Genomic DNA, 18,199 nt, shown 5'->3' with positions numbered 1-18,199 from the left:
TGGCGGGCATTCCGAGAGGGGATCGGACGCTGCCTCGCCGGGGGTCGCGTCAGCGGGGGACGGAGCCTGGGGTGACCATCGTCGGACACGATCGCGAGCTCCTCGACGGTCGCTACGAGCTCCACCACCTGATCGCCAGCGGCGGCATGGGTGAGGTCTGGCGGGGGCGCGACGTCCGGCTGGACCGCGCCGTCGCCGTCAAGGTCCTGCGCAGCGAGTACGCCGACGACCCCGGGTTCGTCGCCCGCTTCCGCGCCGAGGCCACGCACGCGGCGTCCCTCAGCCACCCCAACATCGCCGCCGTCCACGACTACGGCGAGACCACGGCGGAGGCGACCGGCGAGCGGGTCGCCTACCTCGTGATGGAGCTGGTGGAGGGAGAGCCGCTCTCCGCCCGCTTCGGCGACGGCGGACCGCTGGACACGGCCGCCGCGCTGCAGGTGCTGCGGCAGGCAGCTGCCGCCCTGGCCGAGGCCCACCGCGCCGGTGTGGTGCACCGGGACGTGAAGCCGGCCAACATCCTCATCGACCGCGAGGGCCAGGTGAAGCTCACCGACTTCGGCATCGCCTGGTCCGCGGCGAGCGTGCCGCTGACCGAGGCGGGCCAGGTGATCGGCACCCCGAAGTACATGTCGCCGGAGCAGGCGGTGGGGGAGGCCCCGCGCCCGGCCAGCGACGTGTACGCCCTCGGCCTGGTCGGCTACGAGTCCCTCAGCGGCCACGCCGCCTTCGAGGGGGACAACCCGGTCACCCTGGCGCTCAAGCAGGTCCAGCAGGAGCCGGCGCCCCTGCCCGCCGCGGTGCCGGAGGAGGTGCGCAGCCTGATCGACGGCGCACTCGTCAAGGACCCCGACGCCCGGTTCCCCGACGCCGAGGCCTTCCTGACCGCCATCGACGCGACGCTGGACGGGGGGAGCCCGCAGGCCCCGTCGACCGAGGCCCTTCCGGTCACCACCGCTCCGATCCCGGCCGCGCCGGCCCCCGCCGCCCCGCGGCCCGGGCGGGCCGCCCGGCGGCGACGGGCTCCGTTCCGTCGTCGGGTGGTGCTCGTCCCGCTGCTGTTCCTGCTCCTCGGTGCGGCCGTCGTCGGGGTGACGCTCGGTCTCCCCGGTGGGGACGACGCACCGGCCGGCCCCGCCGCGGCGCCCCCGCCGGGGCAGGGGTCGATCGTCCTCGCCGCCGGCGACCACATCGGGCGCCCGGCCGACGAGGTGGCCGCCGACCTGACGGCGCTCGGGCTGGAGGAGGAGCGGATCGAGGTGGTCACCGACGAGCAGCCACCCGGGACCGTCGTGCGCCTCGACCCCGCGGGCGCGCCTCTGGCGGCGGGCGACACCGTCCGGCTCGACGTCTCCGTGGCGCCGCCGGCGCCCTCCGGTGCGGGTGCCGACGCCGACCGGGACCGGCCGTCGACGACGGGGGCGGGGAACGGGGGCGCGGTGGCGCCCGCGCCGGTGCCCGGGGGCGCCACGAGGGGAGCCCCAGCCGCCCCCACCGGGACGGACGGCGGCACCGGCCCGGCGCCCCGGCCCTCCGCCACCCCGGCACCCGAGGAGACGACCCCGGCCTCCGAGGGGACGACCCCGGCACCGCAGGAGCCGGCCCCGCCGGCGAGCGATGGGGCCGAGGACGGCGGCACCACGACACCGACGACGCCCCCGGGCGACGGGTCGGCCCAGCCGAGCGACGAGCCGTCGGCGCCCACCTCTCCACCGGCCGAGCCGGAGCAGGACGCCGGCACGGCGCCGGGGCCCGAGCCTTCCGGAGCCGCGGAGGAGAGCAGCGGCTGACCTGCCGCCGCGCCGGCCGGGCCGTGCGCGTCGCCGTGCTGCCGGACCCCGTGACGGCCCTCAGCATGGAGCCATGACGAACCAGGTGGTCGCGGTCCTCGGCACCGGCACGATGGGGGCGGGCATGGTGCGCTCGCTGCGCCGGGCCGGCATCACGGTCCGGATGTGGAACCGGGACGGCAGCAAGGCCGAGGCGCTGACCGGTACGGGGGACCAGGCGTGCGGCTCGCCGGCCGAGGCCGCGGACGGCGCCGACGTCGTGCTGACGATGGTGCTGGACGCCGACGCCGTCGTCGACGTGGTCCGGAAGGCGGCCCCGGCGGCCGGGACGGTGTGGTTGCAGACCTCCACCGTGGGCGTGGAGGGCGCCGACCGCACCGCCGACCTGGCCCGGGAGCTGGGGCTGGTCCTGGTGGACTCCCCGGTGCTGGGCACGAAGGAGCCTGCCGAGCAGGGGTCCCTCGTGGTGCTGGCGTCCGGTCCCGAGGAGCTCCGCGAGCGGCTCTCCCCGGTCCTGGACGCCATCGGCGGGAAGACGCTCTGGGTGGGGGAGGCCGGTGCGGGCAGCCGACTGAAGATGGCCGCCAACGCGTGGCTGTTCATGCTCACCGCCGGGGTGGCGCAGTCGATCGCCCTGGCCCGCGGGCTGGGCCTGGACCCCCGGCACTTCCTCGCCGCCATCGAGGGCGGCCCGATGGACACGCCGTACGCCCACCTCAAGGGCGGGATGATGCTCGAGGGCGAGTTCCCGGTGAGCTTCGGGCTCACCGGCGCGGCCAAGGACGCCCGCCTCATCCGCTCGGCGCTGCGCACGGCGGGCGTCCCCGACCGGCTCGACAGCGCGGTCCTCGCCACCATGGACGCCGCCGCGGAGCGGCTGCCCGACCCCGGTGCTGTCGACCTGAGCGCGCTGATCGCCGGGCTGGCGCCTGAGCGCGGCTGAGCCCCCACGGGCGGGTGTACCTGCGCATACCCCGGGTAGGTCGCACACCACCGATCGTCGAGGTGAGGCGGTCGACGACACCCTCGATCGACCCCTGAGGAGCAGCTCCGTGGCCCTGGACTACCCGACCCTGCCCGGCGACATCGACCATCTCATCGCCGACGACCACGCGATCGTCGAGCGCCAGTTCCAGCACCTGGAGGCCGGTCGCGGCAACCGGCGCGTGCTGGTGGACCAGATCTCGCTCGAGCTGGCGCTGCACGCCTTCGCCGAGGAGACGGTGCTGTACCCGATCTGGTCGGAGATCGGCATGCAGGACGAGCACGACGACGCCGAGCACGAGCACCAGCGGATCAAGGAGCTGCTCGTCGTGCTCGGGAGCACCGAGCCGGGGCAGGACGAGTTCGAGCAGGCGCTGACCGAGCTGATCGGCCTCGTCCGCCACCACGTGGACGACGAGGAGACCGAGGAGCTGCCGGAGTTCCGGCGCAAGGCCGGCCCGGAGCGGATGGCGCAGCTCGGCAAGGAGTTCCTGGCCGCCAAGCGCCAGGCCCCGACCCGTCCGCACCCGAGCGCCCCGGACGAGGGCCTGGCCGAGCGGATCGCCGGCATGCTGGCCAAGCCGCTGGACCACGTCCGCGACCTGCTCTCGGGCAAGCAGAAGGAGGCAGCCACCGACGCGTCCGGCCTGCTGAACCCGCAGGCGCAGGCCATCGTCGACGCGCACTCCTCGCTGGGGCCGCTGTCGTTCGAGATCCTCACCCCCGACCAGGCCCGCAAGCAGCCGGGGCCGAAGGAGGCGGTGGAGAAGGTCATGGCCGAGCGCGGTCTCGAGGGACCGGAGGCGGTCGGCTCGGTCGAGGACCTGGACATCCCCGACGGCGCCGGCGGCACGCAGCGGCTGCGGGTCTACAAGCCGGCCGACGCGGGCACCGCGCCCCTGCCGGTGGTCATGTGGATCCACGGCGGCGGCTGGGTGCTGTTCGACATCGACGACCACTACGACGCCTCCTGCCGCGGCCTGACGAACAAGACGGGTGCGATCGTCGTGACGCCGGACTACCGGCGCGCGCCCGAGGCGGTCTTCCCGGCATCGCACGACGACGTCCTCACCGCCTACCACTACGTGCTGCAGAACGCGGCCTCCTTCGGTGGTGACGCCTCGCGCGTGGCCATCGGCGGCGAGTCGGTGGGCGGGAACATGGCCGCGGCGACCTGCCTGCAGCTGGCTGCCAACGGCCAGCCGCTGCCGCTGGCCCAGGTCTGCGTCTACCCGCTCACCACCGGAGAGCAGTTCGGGGAGTCCATGGTCGATGCCGCGGACGGCCGCCCGCTCAACCGCGCGCTGCTGAGCTGGATGGCCATGCACGCCTTCGAGGGCAGGCCGGACGCCGCGCAGGACCCGCGCATCGACCTCCTGGGCTGGACGACCGAGCAGCGGGCGCAGATGCCGCCGACGCTCGTCATCACCGACGAGCGCGACGTGCTCCGCAGCCAGGGCGAGCAGTTCGCGCGCGACCTCGAGGCGGCGGGCGTCGCGACCACGCACCGCCACTACGCCGGGGTCATGCACGAGTTCTTCGGCGCCGCGGCGGTGCTCGACGAGGCCGAGCAGGCCCAGCAAGAGGCCGCCGCGCACCTCACGCGCGCATTCGGCGGCGTGCAGCAGGGGCGCGGGTCCCTGTGACACCGGAGGTGGAGGTCGCCGCCGAGGAGACCATCGGCGAGCTGGAGGTCGTGCACCTCTTCTCCGACGCCATGCCCACGGGGGTGACGGTCTCGCACGGTGGCCGGATCTTCGTGTGCTACCCGAAGTGGGGCGACGAGGTCGGGTTCACCGTGGGGGAGATCCGGGACGGGGAGGCCGTAGCCTTCCCGTCGCAGGAGCTCAACGACAACCGGTCCGACGCGGACCCGGAGCGGCTGGTGTCGGTGCAGAGCGTCGTCGTCGACCCCGCCGACCGGCTGTGGGTCCTGGACACCGGCAGCCCGATGTTCCGGCCCACCGAGCACGGCGGCCCGAAGCTGGTCTGCGTCGACCTGGCCACCGACCAGGTCGTGCGGACCATCCTGTTCCCGACCGACGTGGCGCTGCCGACGACCTACCTCAACGACGTCCGGTTCGACCTGCGCCGGGGCCAGGAGGGGACGGCGTTCATCACCGACTCCTCCGACCAGGGGGCCAACGGGATCATCGTGGTCGACCTGGCCTCCGGGGAGTCCTGGCGGCGGCTGCACGAGCACCCCAGCACCAAGGCGACCACCCCGCCGGACCTCCGGATGGTCGTCGAGGGGCAGGAGTTCGTGGAGCGCTCGTCCGACGGCGAGGTCACGCCGGTGACCATGGGCGCCGACGGCATCGCGATCGCCGCTGACGGGAGCCGGCTCTACTACTGCCCGCTGGCCGGGCGGCGGTGGTACTCCGTGTCGGTCGACGCCCTGGTCGACCGCGGGCAGCCCGACGACGCCGTGGCCGCCACCGTGCGGGACGAGGGCGACAAGGGCTGCGTCAGCGACGGCCTGGAGACCGACGACCAGGGGCGGCTGTACGTCACCGACGGCGAGCACGACGCGATCCACCGGCGGTCGCCGGACGGGTCGTGGGAGACGGTGGTGCACGACCCGCGGCTGCTGTGGCCGGACACCATGTCGGTCGCCGCGGACGGCCACCTCTACGTCACGGCCAACCAGCTGTACCGGCAGGACAAGTACCGCGGCGGGGAGGACCAGCGGCGCAAGCCCTACGTCCTCTTCCGGACCCCCGTCGGAGCGGGCCCGGTCCGCCTGCGCTGACGTCCGCGGGCCAGCGTCCGCCGGCGCCGCTCACCCCTGGGCGGCGCCGGCAGCGCGGCGGACGAGGTCCTCGTAGACCGACCGGTCGTCGGAGTCGACCACCGGGTAGCCGCCGTCCTCGTCCGGGTGCATCTCGATGCCCGGGTTGTGCACGTCGGAGCCGTCGGCGAGGAAGAAGTGCGGGCTGCCCTGCACGGCCTCGCGGTGCGCGCGGTAGCCGGCCATCATCGGCCCCCGTGCCCGGCCGTCGTCGAGCGCCGCCGCGATGGCGTCGGCGTCGACGAGGTCGCCGCCCCGGGCGACGTCGACCACCTCGTGCAGCATGCTGATGCACCGGCTGTCGCGGAAGAACGCCAGCCGCAACGCCATGTCCAGCTGCTCGGCGGCGGCCGGGGACTGCAGCTTGGCGGCGTGCACCGCCTCGTCGGCCGGGAGCCCCGTGACCGGCCAGGCCGACGGCTCGCCCTGCCACGGCGAGAGGCCCAGGGAGGGCTCGAGCTGCCCGACCACGGGGATCTCGGCATCGACCATCCGCTGGGGGATGGCGAACCGGTTGACGTCCTCCAGCAGGAACAGGCGGTGGTCCACGCGGACCGCGTCGTCGAGGCCCAGCCGCCCCCGCGCCTCGTAGAAGCGGTGGAGCGCGACGGTGGACCAGGCGCACACGACATCGGTCCAGACGACGACCGTGCCGGGGGCGACGGTGATCCCCGGGCCGTCGGAGCTCACGGTGCGACCACGGCCTTGGTCCAGCCGCTCTCCCGCCGGTCGAAGGTCTCGTAGGCGTCCAGCACCGAGGGCATGTCCTCGACCTGGGTGAGCACCGTGGAGGGGTCGATGGCGCCGGTGCGCACCAGGTCGACCAGACGCGGGATGTACCGGCGGTGGTTGCAGTTGCCCATCTTCACGGTCAGGTTCTTGTTCATCGCCGCGCCGATCGGATAGCTCGTCATGTCCGGCGGGTACACCCCGATGATCCCGATCGTGCCCGCCTTGGCCACGGCCTGGACTGCCCACTGCGCGGCCTGGCTCGGGGCGTCGCCGGCCACCCAGGTGTCGCCCTGCGGGTTCTGCTCGGGCGCGACCTGCGCGCGCTCCTGGTCGAACGCGTCGGCCTGCTGCTCGGCCGCCCCGGCCGCCGGACCGGACCTCGGCCGCTGGGCGTCGACGCCGACGGCGTCGATGACCCGGTCCACCCCGATGCCGCCGGTGAGCTCCTGGACGACGGCCACCGGGTCCTCGGCGTTGAAGTCGACCGCCTCGGCGCCGCGCCCGCGGGCCTGCGCGAGCCGGCTGCCGACCCCGTCGACGACCAGCACCCGGCCGGCGCCCTGCTGGAAGGCGCTGGTGATCGCGAACTGGCCGACCGGACCGGCGCCGAGGACGAGCACGGTGTCGCCCTGGCCCACCTCGGCGAGCCGGGCACCGAACCAGGCGGTGGGGTAGATGTCCGACAGCAGGATCGCCTGGTCGTCGGTGACCTGCTCCGGCAGCCACACCGGTCCCACGTGGGCGAACGGGATGCGCGCGTACTGGGCCTGCAGCCCGTCGACGGGGCCGGTGCTCTGCGGCCCGCCGAAGAAGCAGGTGCCGGCCGAGGGGCCGTTGGGGTTGGCCTTGTCGCACTGGGCGTAGTACCCGGCCCGGCAGTACGAGCAGGTGCCGCACCCGACCGTGGAGGGGATGACCACGCGGTCGCCCTCGCGCAGGTTGCGCACCCCCGGGCCGGTCTCGCGCACGATCCCCACGGCCTCGTGCCCGAGGATCGTGCCCTCGACCATGCCCGACATCGTGCCGCGCACGAAATGCAGGTCGGTGCCGCAGATCCCCGTCGCGGTGATCTCGACGATCGCGTCGGTCGGGTCCTGGATGGTCGGGTCGGGCACGTCGTCGAGCCGGATGTCCCCGACGCCATGCCACACCACTGCCTTCATCTCGTCCACTCCTCTGCGGGCCCCTCCCGCGGGAGGGTGACGACACTGCGCGCGGACGGTGCCCGGCGCTGCTCACCGGCGTCCGCGTCGCCGGTGCCGACCTACCCCCTCGTCCCGTGGTCACGCGTCGGGGCCGGCGCACCGTCCGCGGGCGCACCCGGTTGCCGCCCGGACGGCCCGGCGGGAGGCTGCCCTGGAGACGCCCATCCACGGGGGAGACGACATGTCGGCACGCGAACCGCAGGAGATGGCCCAGGTGGCGGCCGCGACGGGGGCGAAGAAGGTCCACCGGAGCTGGGACCGGGTGCTGGTCAGCTCGTTCCTGGCCGGGGCCTACATCGCCTTCGGCGCCCTGGTGGCGATCACCGTCTCCTCGGGGCTGGACCCGGCCACCTGGGGCACGCTGCCGACCCTGTTCATGGGCGCGGCGTTCACCCTCGGCCTGGTGCTCGTCCTCATCGCGGGCTCGGACCTGGCCACCGGCAACATGATGCTGGTCCCACTGGGCGCCATGAACGGGAAGCTGGGGATCGGCGACGTCGTCCGGAACCTCACGCTCGTGCTCCTGGGCAACCTGCTGGGTGCGCTGTTCGTGGCGTTCTTCCTGGCCGTGCAGACCGGGGTCATCGGCGACGCGGACGCCACCGGCAGCTCCGGGCTGACCTACGAGCGGCTGGCCGGGATCGCCGAGGGCAAGGCGCTGGGGGAGTCGCCGTGGCAGACCTTCCTGCGCGGGGTCGGCTGCAACTGGCTGGTCTGCCTCGGCGTCTGGATGTCGCTGGCGGCCACCAACGTCTCCGGCAAGGTGCTGGCGATCTTCTTCCCGATCATGGCGTTCGTCGCGATGGGTTTCGACCACGTCGTCGCCAACATGTTCTTCCTGCCCGCGGCGATCTTCGCCGGGGTGCCGGACATCGGGTGGAGCGAGACGCTGGTGAACTGGCTGCTGGCCGCGGCGGGCAACCTGGTCGGCGCCGTCGTCTTCGTGGCGACGTCCTACTGGTACCTGTTCCTCCGCGACCAGCCGGGGACGACGGCGGAGGCGGCGGCCGCGGAGCCCGCCGAGCGCGGCTGAGCGCTCAGCGGAACGCCCGGGCCGGGAGCCGGCCCTCCTCGTGGTCGAGCTCGCGGGTGAGCGAGCGCAGCCCCTCGTCGGGCAGCTGCCCGCCGTCCCGCCACCGCAGCAGCTCCTCGCGCTGCGCGTCCAGGGCCGCCCGCCGGAACCGCAGCGCCGCCTCGTACTGCGGCGCGAGCGGGACCTCGCCCGGCTCGGCGCCGACGAGCATGTCCATCCGCTTGCGGTAGCCCGACAGCCGGGTCCGCAGCTGGGAGCGGAGCACGTCCAGCGCCTCGGCCTCCACCTGGTCGCAGTCGTCGGTGGCGAGGTCGTCCAGCCGGCGCAGCGCCGCCTCGACCGAGGCGATGCGGGCCTGGTTGCGCAGCCGCGCCTGGTCGGCCTGGTCGGCGCGCAGCCCGAGGGCGCGGACCAGCGGGGCGAAGGTGACCCCCTGCCCGACCAGGGTCACGAGCACCGCGAGGAAGGCGCAGAACAGCAGCAGGGAGCGGTCGGGGAACGGCTCCCCGGTCGTGGTGACCTCGGGCAGCGTGAAGATCGCGGCCAGGCTGATCACGCCACGGGTGCCGGCCCAGCTGAGGACGACGATCTCGCGACCGCGCAGCCGCCGGACGGCAGCGGGCCGGTCGCCGGGGTCCTCGGACGCGCCGAGCCGGGTGTGCAGCGACTGCGGCAGCGACTCGGTGAGCAGCAGCCACAGCGGGCGCACCAGCAGGACGCCGCCGAGGGTGACCAGCGACGCGGTCACGACGGTGCCGGTGTCGTACCCGCCCAGCCCGCGGATGACGGCCGGGAGCTGCTGGCCGATCAGCAGGAACACGAACCCCTCGAGGAGGAAGCTCACCAGCCGCCAGACGGCGTTGGTCTGCAGCCGGCTGGCCCCCGACGCCCAGCTGGCGTTGTTGTGCCCGATCACCAGCCCGGCGACGACGACGGCGAGGACGCCGGAGACGTGCACGGCCTCACCGAGCAGGTAGGCGACGAACGGCGTGGCCAGGCTGATGGCGTTGGAGGTGAGCGGGTCGCGGCGCAGCCGGCGCAGGGGCCGCACACCGAACGCCACGGCCACCCCGGCGAGCACGCCTCCGGCGGCGGCCAGCAGGAACTGGCCCACGGCGGCGGGGGTGGAGAAGCCGTCGCCCTGGGCCGCGGCGACCGCCACGGTCAGGATGGTGAGCGCGGTGGCGTCGTTGAGCAGCCCCTCGCCCTGGATGAGGGTGATCAGTCGCGGGGGGAGGCCGACCTTCCGCCCCACCGCCAGCGCGGCGACCGGGTCGGGCGGGGCGACGGCCGCGCCCAGCGCGATGCCGGCCGCGAGGGTGGCGCCGGTGACGAGGAGGGCGAACCCGGCGCCGATGACCAGCGCCGTGACCAGGACCAGCAGCACCGAGAGGCTGACGACCGTGCGCAGGTTGCGCCGGATGGCGCCGAGGGAGGACTCCAGGGCCGCGCTGTAGAGCAGCGGCGGGAGGACGAGCGTGAGGACCAGCTCGGGGTCGAGCTCGATCTCGTCGGCGGGCAGCAGCGCGTAGCCGAGGCCGACGAGGGTCAGCAGCGCCGCGGCCGGCAGCCCCGTCCGCTCGGCGAGGGCGTGCACGGTGACGATGACCGCCACGGAGGCCAGCACGAGCAGCAGGACGGTCTCCACACCCACCTGGGCATCCTCCCCCGGGGAGGCGGTGCCGCGCCGGGGGAGCGCTCAGGTGGTGGGACCGGGGCGGGCGGTCAGCGGCGGGTGCTGAGGACGGCGATCTCGTGGGCCGACTCGACGGTCGGGGCGGCGGCGAAGGCGCGGGCGAGGGCCAGCTCCTGGCGGCGCTGGACGCGCGCGGCGTGACGGCGGGCGAGGGTGGTGCGCAGGCTGGACATGGGGTGTCCTCCACGGTGAGGAGCGGATCGGGTCGCGTCCCCGGATGCTGGGTTCGCACCTTGAACCATGCTCCTCGGGACAAGGTTCGTCAAGTGAACCCAGCATGGCGGTGATCACACCCGTGACCCCCGCCACGCGACGGCCGCGGCGACACCGATGAGTTCCCGCCCGGTGCCCGGTCCTCCCTCCTGACCCCGCCGAACGCCTCCGCGCTCGGCGCCCTGCACCCCGAGGAGCCCCCAGTGCGCATGGTCTTCCTGAACCTGCCCGTGACCGATCTCGCCCGCGCGGACGCCTTCTACGCGGCGCTCGGGTTCCGGCGCAACGACCAGTTCTCCGACGCCTCGGCGGTCTCCTACGTCGTCGAGGAGAACATCCACGTGATGCTCCTGACCCGGGAGCGGTTCGCCGACTTCGTGGCGGGCGAGGTGGGCGACCCGGCGCAGGCGACGTCGTCCCTGGTCGCCGTGTCGGCCGGCACCCGCGAGGAGGTCGACCAGCTGGTGTCGGCCGCCGTCGCTGCCGGCGGCAAGCCGTGGATGCCCGCCCAGGACCACGGCTTCATGTACGGCTCGAGCTTCGCCGACCCCGACGGCCACGTCTGGGAGGTCATGTGGATGGACCCCTCGGCCGCGCAGGGCTGACCTCCCGGGTTCGTCGTAGGTGCCCTCCACACTGCGACACGCGGGGCCGGCTGGCGCCCCGCTCCGCACCCGAGGACGCTGGCTGGTCCGGCGTTCCCGAGCCGAGGGGGAGCAGTGATCGATCCGAGGCGCCCGGGCATCCCGGGCGAGGTCCGGCACGGTGCGGTGGGCCCGCTGCCGCGCACCACGGGCAGGCAGGTCGTCGTCCTCGCCGGCACCGGCGACGACGCGCGCGTGGACTGGGGCCGGGTGGGCGTCCACCAGGTCGCCGACTCCCGCGACTTCGCCGAGGGGGACGTCCCGCCCGAGGCGCTGCAGGACGCCGAGGCGACGGTCTTCAGCGCGCTGGGCATCGCCGTGGTCTCCGCCGACCCGGGGCAGGTGAGCCGCCTGCAGACCGCCGAGGCGGCCGGCCGGCCGGTCCTCTCGGTCTCTCCCGAGCTGGTGCACCACGTGCTCGACCGCCTCGACGACGGCCGCCCCGACGGCTCCGCCACCGGCTACACCGCCGGCTACCGGGACGGGGTGGCCGACCTGGCCGGCCGGCTGCTCGCCGGCGGAGGAGCGGGTGCCGCGCCGCCGCCCGCCGCGCCGGCCCGGTTCGAGGACACGGCGCAGTCGACGTGGGGGGTCCAGGCCGTGCGCGCGGACTCCTCCGGGCGCTCCGGACGCGGCATCCGGGTGGCGGTGCTGGACACCGGCTTCGACGCCGGCCACCCGGACTTCGCCGGGCGCGCGGTCACGGCGCGCTCCTTCGTCGCGGGGGAGGACGCGCAGGACGGGCACGGCCACGGGACGCACTGCATCGGTACGGCCTGCGGCCCGCGCACGCCGTCGACCGGCCCCCGCTACGGCGTCGCCCACGAGGCCGAGATCTACGCCGGCAAGGTGCTCGGCACCGACGGCAGCGGTACCGACGCCGGGATCCTCGCCGGCATCAACTGGGCGGTCACCAGCCGGTGCCCGGTGATCTCCATGTCCCTCGGCGCCGACGTGATGCAGGCGCACCCGCCCTACTCCGCGGCCGGGCGGCGGGCGCTCCAGCAGGGCTCGCTGGTCATCGCCGCCGCGGGGAACAACGCCGACCGGCGGGCGGGCGACTTCGGGTTCGTCGGCGCCCCGGCCAACAGCGTCGAGATCATGGCCGTGGGAGCGCTCGACCAAGCTCTGGAGATGGCCTGGTTCTCCGCCCGCAGCCTGCCCGCACGCGGCGGCCAGGTCGACGTCGCCGCCCCCGGCTTCGAGGTCTACTCCGCCTGGCCGATGCCCACCCGCTACAACACGATCAGCGGCACGAGCATGGCCACGCCGCACGTGGCCGGGCTCGCCGCGCTGTGGGCCGAGGCCACCGGCCGCCGCGGGCTGGAGCTGTGGGCGACGCTGCTGCAGGAGAGCGAGCGGATTCCCCAGCCGGCGGTCGACGCCGGCAGCGGGCTGGCGGTCGCCCCGCAGTGAGGCCGTGCCGCGTAGCGTGCGCGGCATGACCCACGTCAGCGTCACGGTCGACGACGGTCACCTGGCGGCCCTGGACGGCGTCGTGCAGGGCCTGCGTGCGCGCGGCATGCAGGTGGACCAGGTGCTCGACGGCCTCGGCATCATCACCGGCTCGGTCCCCTCGGGCACGCTGGGCGCGCTCACCGGCGTCGCGGGCGTCGCCTCGGTCGACGAGCAGCTCGGCGTCCAGCTCCCGGCGCCGGAGTCACCCGTCCAGTAGCGCCGGACGGCCGTGGTCGCCCGGGCCGCCCATGCCCGCCGGGAGGGACTGGACCCGCCGGGCCGAGCGCAGCGGCCCGGCGGCCGGCAGCGGTCGCTGACCGCCCGCCGCCGGTGGGGGGCAGGGCCGGTCGGTGCTCATCGTGAGGACCCGGTCCAGCCCGACCAGCACCATCAGCCGGTGCACGCAGGGGCTCGGCCGCTCGAGGACCAGCGCGCTGCCGTGCCGGCGGGCGAGGTGGTGCCCGGTGACCAGCGACCGGAGCCCGGCCGCGTCGCAGAAGGTCACCTGGCCCATGTCGACCGACCACCGGCGGTGCCCGGTGCCGGTCAGCGCGGCCAGCCCGTCGAGGACGTGGTGGGCGGTCGTCTGGTCCAGCTCCCCGGTGACCGTCACGGTGGCGGTGCCGAGGTCGACCGACACGAGGAAGGTCACCGGGCGGCGCCCGTCGGGGAGCTCGACCGGGGGGTTCGCTGGTACTGCCATGGCCTGTCTCCTGCCTCGGCCGGGTCGTCCAGCGGCCGCCCGGTCCGGTCACGGCGTGCGTGACGGTGGGCCGGGTGCTCGACCTGGGGCGGACGCTACCGCCGGCGACGCCCCCCGCGGCGGGTGCCGGAACGGCCGGGTCCGGAACCGGCGACGCCGGCGGGGTGGCGGGACGCGGCGCGGTGGCTCCCTGACACCGAGGTACCGCCCGCTGCCGGTGGCCGGTGCCCGCCCACGGGGCACGCGCCGCGAAGGCCCGGGCGGCTCGTGGTGGGATGGGCCCGATGAGCGAGAACGCGACCCGACTCCGCGACGTCCGCCCCGAGGACGCCTTCGACGTCGAGGCCGTCCACGCGTGGCTGGCGCCGCGCGTGCCGGCGCTCGACGGACGCCCCGCGCCGCAGGTGCGCCAGTTCTCCGGTGGGGCGAGCAACCTGACCTACCTGCTCGACTACGGCGACCTCGACCTCGTGCTCCGCCGCCCGCCGCACGGGCACAAGGCGGCCTCCGCGCACGACATGGGCCGGGAGGTGCGGGTGCAGCAGCGGCTGCGGCCGCACCTGGACGTGGTCGCCGAGATCCACGGGTTCTGCGAGGACCCGTCGGTCATCGGCAGCGACTTCTACGTCATGGAGCGGCTGCGCGGCGTCGTCCTGGGCCGGAAGCTCCCGGAGGGCGTGGAGCTGTCGCCCGAGCAGGCCAGGGTGCTGGGCGAGACCGCCTACGACACCCTCGCCGACCTGCACTCCATCGACGTCGAGCAGGCCGGGCTGGCCGACCTCGGCAAGGGCCCGGGCTACGTCCGCCGCCAGGTGGAGGGCTGGTCGCGGCGCTTCCGCGACGCGCTCACCGACGACGTCCCCCCGGCCGAGGAGCTCATGGCCTGGCTGGCGGCCAACCAGCCGCAAGACGTCCGGGCCAGCCTGCTGCACGGGGACTGGAAGCTGGACAACCTCGTGCTGGACCTCTCCGGGACGCCCCGCATCACCGGGGTCCTCGACTGGGAGATGGCGACGGTCGGGGACCCGCTGATGGACCTGGGCGCCTCGCTGGCCTACTGGGTGACCGCCGACGACGACGAGGAGTTCGGCCTGGTCTCCACCCAGCCGAGCACCCTGCCGGGGATGCCCACCCGCGAGCAGGTCGTGGAGCGGTACCTGGCGCGCACCGGCCTGCAGGCGGAGAACTGGACCTTCTACGAGGTGTTCGGGCTGTTCCGGCTCGCGGTGATCATCCAGCAGATCTGGGCGCGGTTCCGCTCCGGGCACACCACCAACCCGCGGTTCGCCCACTTCGGCATCGCCGCCGCCGTCCTGCTCCAGCGCGCGGAGCGGCTGGCCGGATGCCGCTGATCTCCCTGGTCCGCCACGGCCAGGCCTCGTTCGGGGCCGACGACTACGACGTCCTGTCCGACCTGGGGCGCGTGCAGGCCGCGTGCGTGGGGGAGGAGCTGCGGCGGCGCGAGCTGCGCGACCCCCTGGTCGTGTCCGGGACGCTGCTGCGGCAGCGGGACACCGCGGCGCTGCTGGCGGAGGCGGCGGGCTTCGGTGCGCCGGCCGGGCCGGACCCGCGCCTGGACGAGTACGACCACGTCGAGCTGCTGCAGCGCTACCCCGGCGAGGCCGCGGACGGGCAGCCGGGGAACCGCCAGGTGCAGCAGCTGCTCGACGGCGCCCTCCGGTCCTGGATCGCGGCCGGTGACGCCGACGGCTGGCCGGCCTTCTCCCGCGGCGCCCTCGCCGCCGTCCGGGACCTCGCCGCCGGTCTCGAGAAGGGGCGCGACGCGGTGGTGGTCAGCTCCGGCGGCGTGATCGCCGCGGTGGTCGCCTCCCTGCTGGGCGCCTCCGCGGACGCCGTCGTGGCGCTCAACCGGGCCGCGGTGAACGTCGGCGTCACCTCCCTGCTCTCCGGGAGCAGCGGCCTGACGCTGCTGGCCTTCAACGACCACGCGCACGTCACCGGCCCCCAGCGGCACCTGCTCAGCTACCGGTAGCACCGTGGCCGACAAGCCCTTGCCCGACATCGTCGCGCCCGGGCTCGACGTGCTCTTCTGCGGCATCAACCCGTCGCTGACCTCGGCCGAGCGCGGGCACCACTTCGCCCGGCCGGGCAACCGGTTCTGGCCGGCGCTGCACCTGGCCGGGCTCACCCCGCGGCGGCTGCGCCCGGAGGAGGACCGCGAGCTGCTGCGCTACGGCCTGGGCGTGACGAACCTGGTCGACCGGCCCACCCGCACCGCCGCGGAGCTCTCGGCGCAGGAGCTGGCCGAGGGCGCCGTGGCGCTGGAGCGGCTGGTGTCGGCCTACCGGCCCGCGGTGCTGGCGGTGCTGGGCATCACCGCCTGGCGGCAGGCGTTCGGACGCCCGCGCGCCGCGGCCGGCCGCCAGGAGGAGCGCCTCGGCGGCGCGGAGACCTGGGTGGTGCCGAACCCAGCGGCCTGAACGCGCACGCGCAGCTGCCCGACCTCGCCCGCAGCTACGCCCGGCTCCGCCCGGTCAGCCGATGACGACGTTCCACGGGCGGACCGACCAGGAGGTCACCAGGCCCTCGCGGACGTAGGGGTCCGCGCCGACGAACCGCTCCACCACCTCGCGGGACGCCGTCCACACCAGGACCGCCCGGTCGTAGGGGTCGGGCAGCGCGCCGGCGAGCAGCAGCTCACCGCGGTCGTGGGCCGCCCGCGCGAGAGCCAGGTGCTCCTCGCGCAGCGCGGCCCGCCGGGGCAGGTAGTCGTCGGCCAGCGTGTACTCCAGGAGCAGGTGCATGTCGGGGATGATGCGCCCATGCCGCGCCTGCTCGTCGTCCACCACACGCCCTCACCCGCCCTGCAGGCGGTGCTCGAGGCCGTGAAGGAGGGCGCGGCGCTGGTCGAGGAGGTGGAGCTGGCGCTGCGCCCGGCGCTGTCCGCCGGCCCGGCCGACCTGCTCGCCGCCGACGGCGTGGTGCTGGGGACGCCGGCGAACATCGGCTACATGTCCGGCGCGCTCAAGCACTTCTTCGACACCGTCTACTACCCGTGCCTCGACGCCACGCGCGGGCTCCCCTACGGCGTCTACGTGCACGGCAACGACGACACCGCCGGCGCGCTGGCCAGCGTCGAGCGCATCACGACCGCGCTGGGCTGGAAGCGGGCGGCCGCGCCGCTGTCGCTGACCGGGGCGCCGGCGCCGGGGGACATGGAGGCCGTCCGCGAGCTGACCGCCACCGTCGCCGTCGGGCTGTGAGCGCTGACCGGGCGGGGCGGCGCTCCCGCCGCTAGCGTTCGGCCGACCCCGGCGGAAGGACCAGCCCGTGCCCATGACCTCGATCCCCGGCGGCGCCAGCGCTCCCGAGCTGCGGGCCCACGTGAGCCGGCCCCCGGTCGGCGAGGGGCCCTGGCCCGGCGTGGTGGTGCTGCACGAGGCGTTCGGCCTCACCGACGACATCCGCCAGCAGGCCGACCGGCTGGCCGCCGCCGGCTACCTCGCGGTGGCGCCGGACCTGTTCACCGCCGGGGGAGCGCTGCGCTGCCTGCAGGGCACGTTCCGCTCCCTGCTGCGGCGCAGCGGCCCCGCCTTCGGTGACATCGAGGCCGCCCGGCGCTGGACCGCGGAGCAGCCGGACTGCACCGGGCGGGTCGGCGTCGTCGGCTTCTGCATGGGCGGCGGCTTCGCGCTGCTGGCCGCCACGCGCGGCTTCGACGCCGCCTCGCCGAACTACGGCTTCGTGCCGAAGGACGCCGAGCGCGTGCTCGAGGGTGCCTGCCCGGTGGTGGCGAGCTACGGCCGCCGCGACCCGGTGCTGCGCGGCGCCGCCGGCCGGCTGCGGGGCGCGCTGGACGCGCTGGAGGTGCCGAACGACGTCGTGGAGTACCCCGACGCCGGGCACTCGTTCCTCAACCGGCACTCCAGCGGGCCGTTCGCCGTGGTGGAGCGGGTGACCGGGTTCAGCTACCACCAGCCCTCGGCCGAGGACGCGTGGGCGCGGATCCTCCGGTTCTTCGACACCCACCTGCGGGCGTCCGGCAGCTAGCCCTCCACCCGCAGCACCAGCAGTGCGACGTCGTCGGTGTAGTCCGGCGCCAGGCGGGCGAGCAGGGCGTCGCAGGCCTCCTCGGCGGTCAGCGCGTGCAGGTCGCGCGCCGCGTCGAGCAGCCGCCGGAAGCCGTCGTCCAGCGCGGCGTCCCGGCGCTCCACCAGCCCGTCGGTGTACAGCACGACGGACGACCCGGGCGCCAGCGTGCGGGCGTGCGCGTGCCGGGCGGTGCCCGGGGCCACGCCCAGCAGCAGGTTGCGCGGCCGCTCGAGCAGCTCGACCGCCCCGTCGGGGCCGACGAGCAGCGGCGGCGGGTGCCCGGCGTTCGCCCAGCGCAGCTCCCGGCCTCCGCCGGCGGCGGGCCCGACGTGCGCCAGCACGGCGGTGGCCAGCGTGCTCACCCCGAGGTCGACGACGGCGCGGTCGAGGCTGGTGAGCAGCTCGGCCGGGTCCCCGGCCACCGCGTGCGCCACGCCCCGGAGCATGTTGCGCAGCTGGCCCATCACCGCGGCCGCGGTCCGGTCGTGCCCGGTGACGTCGCCGATCACGATGGTGGTCGCGCCCGACGGCGCGGTGAAGGCGTCGTACCAGTCGCCACCCACCTCCGCCTCGCGCGCGGCGGGCCGGTACCGGACGGCGATGCGCAGCCCCGGCGGCCGCGGGGGCTCGGTGAGCATCGAGCGCTGCAGCGCCTCGGCGAGGCTGCGGGTCGCCGCCGCCTGCTCGCGCTCCTGCTCCAGCCGGGCCACCCGGTCCAGGGCCTGGGCGCACTGGGCGGCGAAGGCCTCCAGGACCCGGACGTCGTCGTCCTCGAGGGGGTGCGGCCGGTGCCAGCCGACGGCGAGCGAGCCGAGGACGCGCTCGCCGGTGCGCATCGGCAGCACCGCCCACGCGGCCAGCCCGTCCGCGGGCGGCGGCCCGGCGGTGCCGCCGGCG

The 18,199-nt window shown here is 75.3% G+C and carries 20 protein-coding genes; 13 read left to right on the top strand and 7 right to left on the bottom strand.

The window, feature by feature from the left end; genetic code table 11:
- Nucleotides 1-71 precede the first annotated feature (71 nt).
- The 4 genes from E4P43_RS15145 to E4P43_RS15130 all read left to right on the top strand — a co-directional run bounded on the left by E4P43_RS15145 (nucleotide 72) and on the right by E4P43_RS15130 (nucleotide 5,526).
- Nucleotides 72-1,790, top strand: a complete 1,719-nt coding sequence (locus tag E4P43_RS15145; RefSeq protein WP_245159156.1) for a protein kinase — start codon at nucleotides 72-74, stop codon at nucleotides 1,788-1,790.
- 73 nt (nucleotides 1,791-1,863) lie between these two features.
- Entirely contained in the window at nucleotides 1,864-2,733 is an 870-nt protein-coding gene (locus E4P43_RS15140; RefSeq protein WP_135146295.1) for an NAD(P)-dependent oxidoreductase, read from the top strand.
- A 109-nt stretch (nucleotides 2,734-2,842) separates the two neighbouring features.
- Nucleotides 2,843-4,420 (top strand): alpha/beta hydrolase fold domain-containing protein, encoded by a 1,578-nt coding sequence (locus tag E4P43_RS15135; RefSeq protein WP_135146294.1) that lies wholly within the window; start codon nucleotides 2,843-2,845, stop codon nucleotides 4,418-4,420.
- The gene (locus E4P43_RS15130; RefSeq protein WP_245159155.1) at nucleotides 4,417-5,526 is read left to right on the top strand and encodes a major royal jelly family protein; all 1,110 of its coding nucleotides are present in this window, start codon (nucleotides 4,417-4,419) and stop codon (nucleotides 5,524-5,526) included. The genes E4P43_RS15135 and E4P43_RS15130 overlap by 4 nt, the downstream gene beginning before the upstream one ends.
- A 30-nt stretch (nucleotides 5,527-5,556) precedes the next feature.
- Here E4P43_RS15130 and E4P43_RS15125 read toward each other — a convergent pair whose 3' ends face one another.
- Both E4P43_RS15125 and E4P43_RS15120 read right to left on the bottom strand, forming a co-directional pair.
- Nucleotides 5,557-6,255 (bottom strand): DsbA family protein, encoded by a 699-nt coding sequence (locus E4P43_RS15125; RefSeq protein ID WP_245159154.1) that lies wholly within the window; start codon nucleotides 6,253-6,255, stop codon nucleotides 5,557-5,559.
- Complete coding sequence (locus E4P43_RS15120; RefSeq protein ID WP_135146293.1) at nucleotides 6,252-7,460, bottom strand: alcohol dehydrogenase catalytic domain-containing protein; 1,209 nt, start codon at nucleotides 7,458-7,460, stop codon at nucleotides 6,252-6,254. The genes E4P43_RS15125 and E4P43_RS15120 overlap by 4 nt, the downstream gene beginning before the upstream one ends.
- 223 nt (nucleotides 7,461-7,683) lie before the next feature.
- Here E4P43_RS15120 and E4P43_RS15115 point away from each other — a divergent pair, with 223 nt between their 5' ends.
- Nucleotides 7,684-8,535, top strand: coding sequence for a formate/nitrite transporter family protein (locus E4P43_RS15115; RefSeq protein ID WP_135146292.1), 852 nt, complete (start codon nucleotides 7,684-7,686; stop codon nucleotides 8,533-8,535).
- A gap of 4 nt (nucleotides 8,536-8,539) precedes the next feature.
- Here E4P43_RS15115 and E4P43_RS15110 read toward each other — a convergent pair whose 3' ends face one another.
- Both E4P43_RS15110 and E4P43_RS20000 read right to left on the bottom strand, forming a co-directional pair.
- On the bottom strand, nucleotides 8,540-10,189 hold the full coding sequence (locus E4P43_RS15110; RefSeq protein ID WP_135146291.1) for a Na+/H+ antiporter: 1,650 nt from the start codon (nucleotides 10,187-10,189) through the stop codon (nucleotides 8,540-8,542).
- A gap of 71 nt (nucleotides 10,190-10,260) precedes the next feature.
- A complete protein-coding gene (locus E4P43_RS20000) occupies nucleotides 10,261-10,404 on the bottom strand; it encodes a hypothetical protein (RefSeq protein WP_167759203.1) in 144 nt (47 codons plus the stop codon).
- A 249-nt stretch (nucleotides 10,405-10,653) separates the two neighbouring features.
- Between E4P43_RS20000 and E4P43_RS15105 the strand changes: the two genes are divergently transcribed.
- The 3 genes from E4P43_RS15105 to E4P43_RS15095 all read left to right on the top strand — a co-directional run bounded on the left by E4P43_RS15105 (nucleotide 10,654) and on the right by E4P43_RS15095 (nucleotide 12,763).
- Complete coding sequence (locus E4P43_RS15105) at nucleotides 10,654-11,049, top strand: VOC family protein (RefSeq protein ID WP_245159158.1); 396 nt, start codon at nucleotides 10,654-10,656, stop codon at nucleotides 11,047-11,049.
- Between the two features lie 114 nt (nucleotides 11,050-11,163).
- Complete coding sequence (locus E4P43_RS15100) at nucleotides 11,164-12,504, top strand: S8 family serine peptidase (RefSeq protein ID WP_245159153.1); 1,341 nt, start codon at nucleotides 11,164-11,166, stop codon at nucleotides 12,502-12,504.
- A 25-nt stretch (nucleotides 12,505-12,529) separates the two neighbouring features.
- Nucleotides 12,530-12,763: a ketohydroxyglutarate aldolase gene (locus tag E4P43_RS15095; protein WP_135146289.1), complete on the top strand. Its 234-nt coding sequence runs from the start codon at nucleotides 12,530-12,532 to the stop codon at nucleotides 12,761-12,763.
- Here E4P43_RS15095 and E4P43_RS15090 read toward each other — a convergent pair.
- Entirely contained in the window at nucleotides 12,749-13,249 is a 501-nt protein-coding gene (locus tag E4P43_RS15090) for an STAS domain-containing protein (protein ID WP_135146288.1), read from the bottom strand. The two genes, E4P43_RS15095 and E4P43_RS15090, sit on opposite strands and share 15 nt — an antisense overlap.
- A gap of 284 nt (nucleotides 13,250-13,533) precedes the next feature.
- Here E4P43_RS15090 and E4P43_RS15085 point away from each other — a divergent pair, with 284 nt between their 5' ends.
- From E4P43_RS15085 to mug, 3 genes are read left to right on the top strand one after another with little or no spacing between them, the layout of a single operon-like run.
- On the top strand, nucleotides 13,534-14,601 hold the full coding sequence (locus tag E4P43_RS15085; RefSeq protein ID WP_135146287.1) for a phosphotransferase family protein: 1,068 nt from the start codon (nucleotides 13,534-13,536) through the stop codon (nucleotides 14,599-14,601).
- Nucleotides 14,592-15,242 carry a histidine phosphatase family protein gene (locus tag E4P43_RS15080; RefSeq protein ID WP_135146286.1) on the top strand — a complete coding sequence of 217 codons (651 nt, stop codon included), beginning with the start codon at nucleotides 14,592-14,594 and terminating at the stop codon, nucleotides 15,240-15,242. The genes E4P43_RS15085 and E4P43_RS15080 overlap by 10 nt, the downstream gene beginning before the upstream one ends.
- A 4-nt stretch (nucleotides 15,243-15,246) precedes the next feature.
- A complete protein-coding gene (gene mug / locus E4P43_RS15075; RefSeq protein ID WP_245159152.1) occupies nucleotides 15,247-15,690 on the top strand; it encodes a G/U mismatch-specific DNA glycosylase in 444 nt (147 codons plus the stop codon).
- Nucleotides 15,691-15,744: 54 nt separating this feature from the next.
- On the opposite strand, the gene E4P43_RS15070 is transcribed toward mug, so the two are convergent.
- Nucleotides 15,745-16,014, bottom strand: coding sequence for a YciI-like protein (locus tag E4P43_RS15070; protein ID WP_135146285.1), 270 nt, complete (start codon nucleotides 16,012-16,014; stop codon nucleotides 15,745-15,747).
- A gap of 18 nt (nucleotides 16,015-16,032) precedes the next feature.
- On the opposite strand from E4P43_RS15070, the gene E4P43_RS15065 reads away from it, so the two are divergent.
- Both E4P43_RS15065 and E4P43_RS15060 read left to right on the top strand, forming a co-directional pair.
- Nucleotides 16,033-16,473 carry a flavodoxin family protein gene (locus E4P43_RS15065; RefSeq protein ID WP_135146284.1) on the top strand — a complete coding sequence of 147 codons (441 nt, stop codon included), beginning with the start codon at nucleotides 16,033-16,035 and terminating at the stop codon, nucleotides 16,471-16,473.
- Between the two features lie 73 nt (nucleotides 16,474-16,546).
- Complete coding sequence (locus tag E4P43_RS15060) at nucleotides 16,547-17,260, top strand: dienelactone hydrolase family protein (protein ID WP_135146283.1); 714 nt, start codon at nucleotides 16,547-16,549, stop codon at nucleotides 17,258-17,260.
- Here the strand turns inward: E4P43_RS15060 and E4P43_RS15055 are convergent.
- Nucleotides 17,257-18,199: GAF domain-containing SpoIIE family protein phosphatase (locus tag E4P43_RS15055; RefSeq protein WP_135146282.1), on the bottom strand; the 943-nt coding region annotated here is incomplete at its 5' end. The two genes, E4P43_RS15060 and E4P43_RS15055, sit on opposite strands and share 4 nt — an antisense overlap.

This window comes from Blastococcus sp. TF02A-35 (assembly GCF_004571075.1).
In the GTDB taxonomy this organism is placed as follows: domain Bacteria; phylum Actinomycetota; class Actinomycetes; order Mycobacteriales; family Geodermatophilaceae; genus Blastococcus.
The sequence above is the reverse complement of the archived record's forward strand: the minus strand, read 5'-3'. Positions and strand labels throughout refer to the sequence as shown.

What these genes read in the sequence shown, in the direction of transcription:
- E4P43_RS15140 (WP_135146295.1), top strand. Translation starts at nt 1,864, where the DNA reads ATGACGAACCAGGTGGTCGCGGTCCTCGGCACCGGCACGATGGGGGCG.
- E4P43_RS15120 (WP_135146293.1), bottom strand. Translation starts at nt 7,460, where the DNA reads ATGAAGGCAGTGGTGTGGCATGGCGTCGGGGACATCCGGCTCGACGAC.
- E4P43_RS15115 (WP_135146292.1), top strand. Translation starts at nt 7,684, where the DNA reads ATGTCGGCACGCGAACCGCAGGAGATGGCCCAGGTGGCGGCCGCGACG.
- E4P43_RS20000 (WP_167759203.1), bottom strand. Translation starts at nt 10,404, where the DNA reads ATGTCCAGCCTGCGCACCACCCTCGCCCGCCGTCACGCCGCGCGCGTC.
- E4P43_RS15105 (WP_245159158.1), top strand. Translation starts at nt 10,654, where the DNA reads ATGGTCTTCCTGAACCTGCCCGTGACCGATCTCGCCCGCGCGGACGCC.
- E4P43_RS15095 (WP_135146289.1), top strand. Translation starts at nt 12,530, where the DNA reads ATGACCCACGTCAGCGTCACGGTCGACGACGGTCACCTGGCGGCCCTG.
- E4P43_RS15090 (WP_135146288.1), bottom strand. Translation starts at nt 13,249, where the DNA reads ATGGCAGTACCAGCGAACCCCCCGGTCGAGCTCCCCGACGGGCGCCGC.
- E4P43_RS15085 (WP_135146287.1), top strand. Translation starts at nt 13,534, where the DNA reads ATGAGCGAGAACGCGACCCGACTCCGCGACGTCCGCCCCGAGGACGCC.
- E4P43_RS15080 (WP_135146286.1), top strand. Translation starts at nt 14,592, where the DNA reads ATGCCGCTGATCTCCCTGGTCCGCCACGGCCAGGCCTCGTTCGGGGCC.
- E4P43_RS15070 (WP_135146285.1), bottom strand. Translation starts at nt 16,014, where the DNA reads ATGCACCTGCTCCTGGAGTACACGCTGGCCGACGACTACCTGCCCCGG.
- E4P43_RS15065 (WP_135146284.1), top strand. Translation starts at nt 16,033, where the DNA reads ATGCCGCGCCTGCTCGTCGTCCACCACACGCCCTCACCCGCCCTGCAG.
- E4P43_RS15060 (WP_135146283.1), top strand. Translation starts at nt 16,547, where the DNA reads ATGACCTCGATCCCCGGCGGCGCCAGCGCTCCCGAGCTGCGGGCCCAC.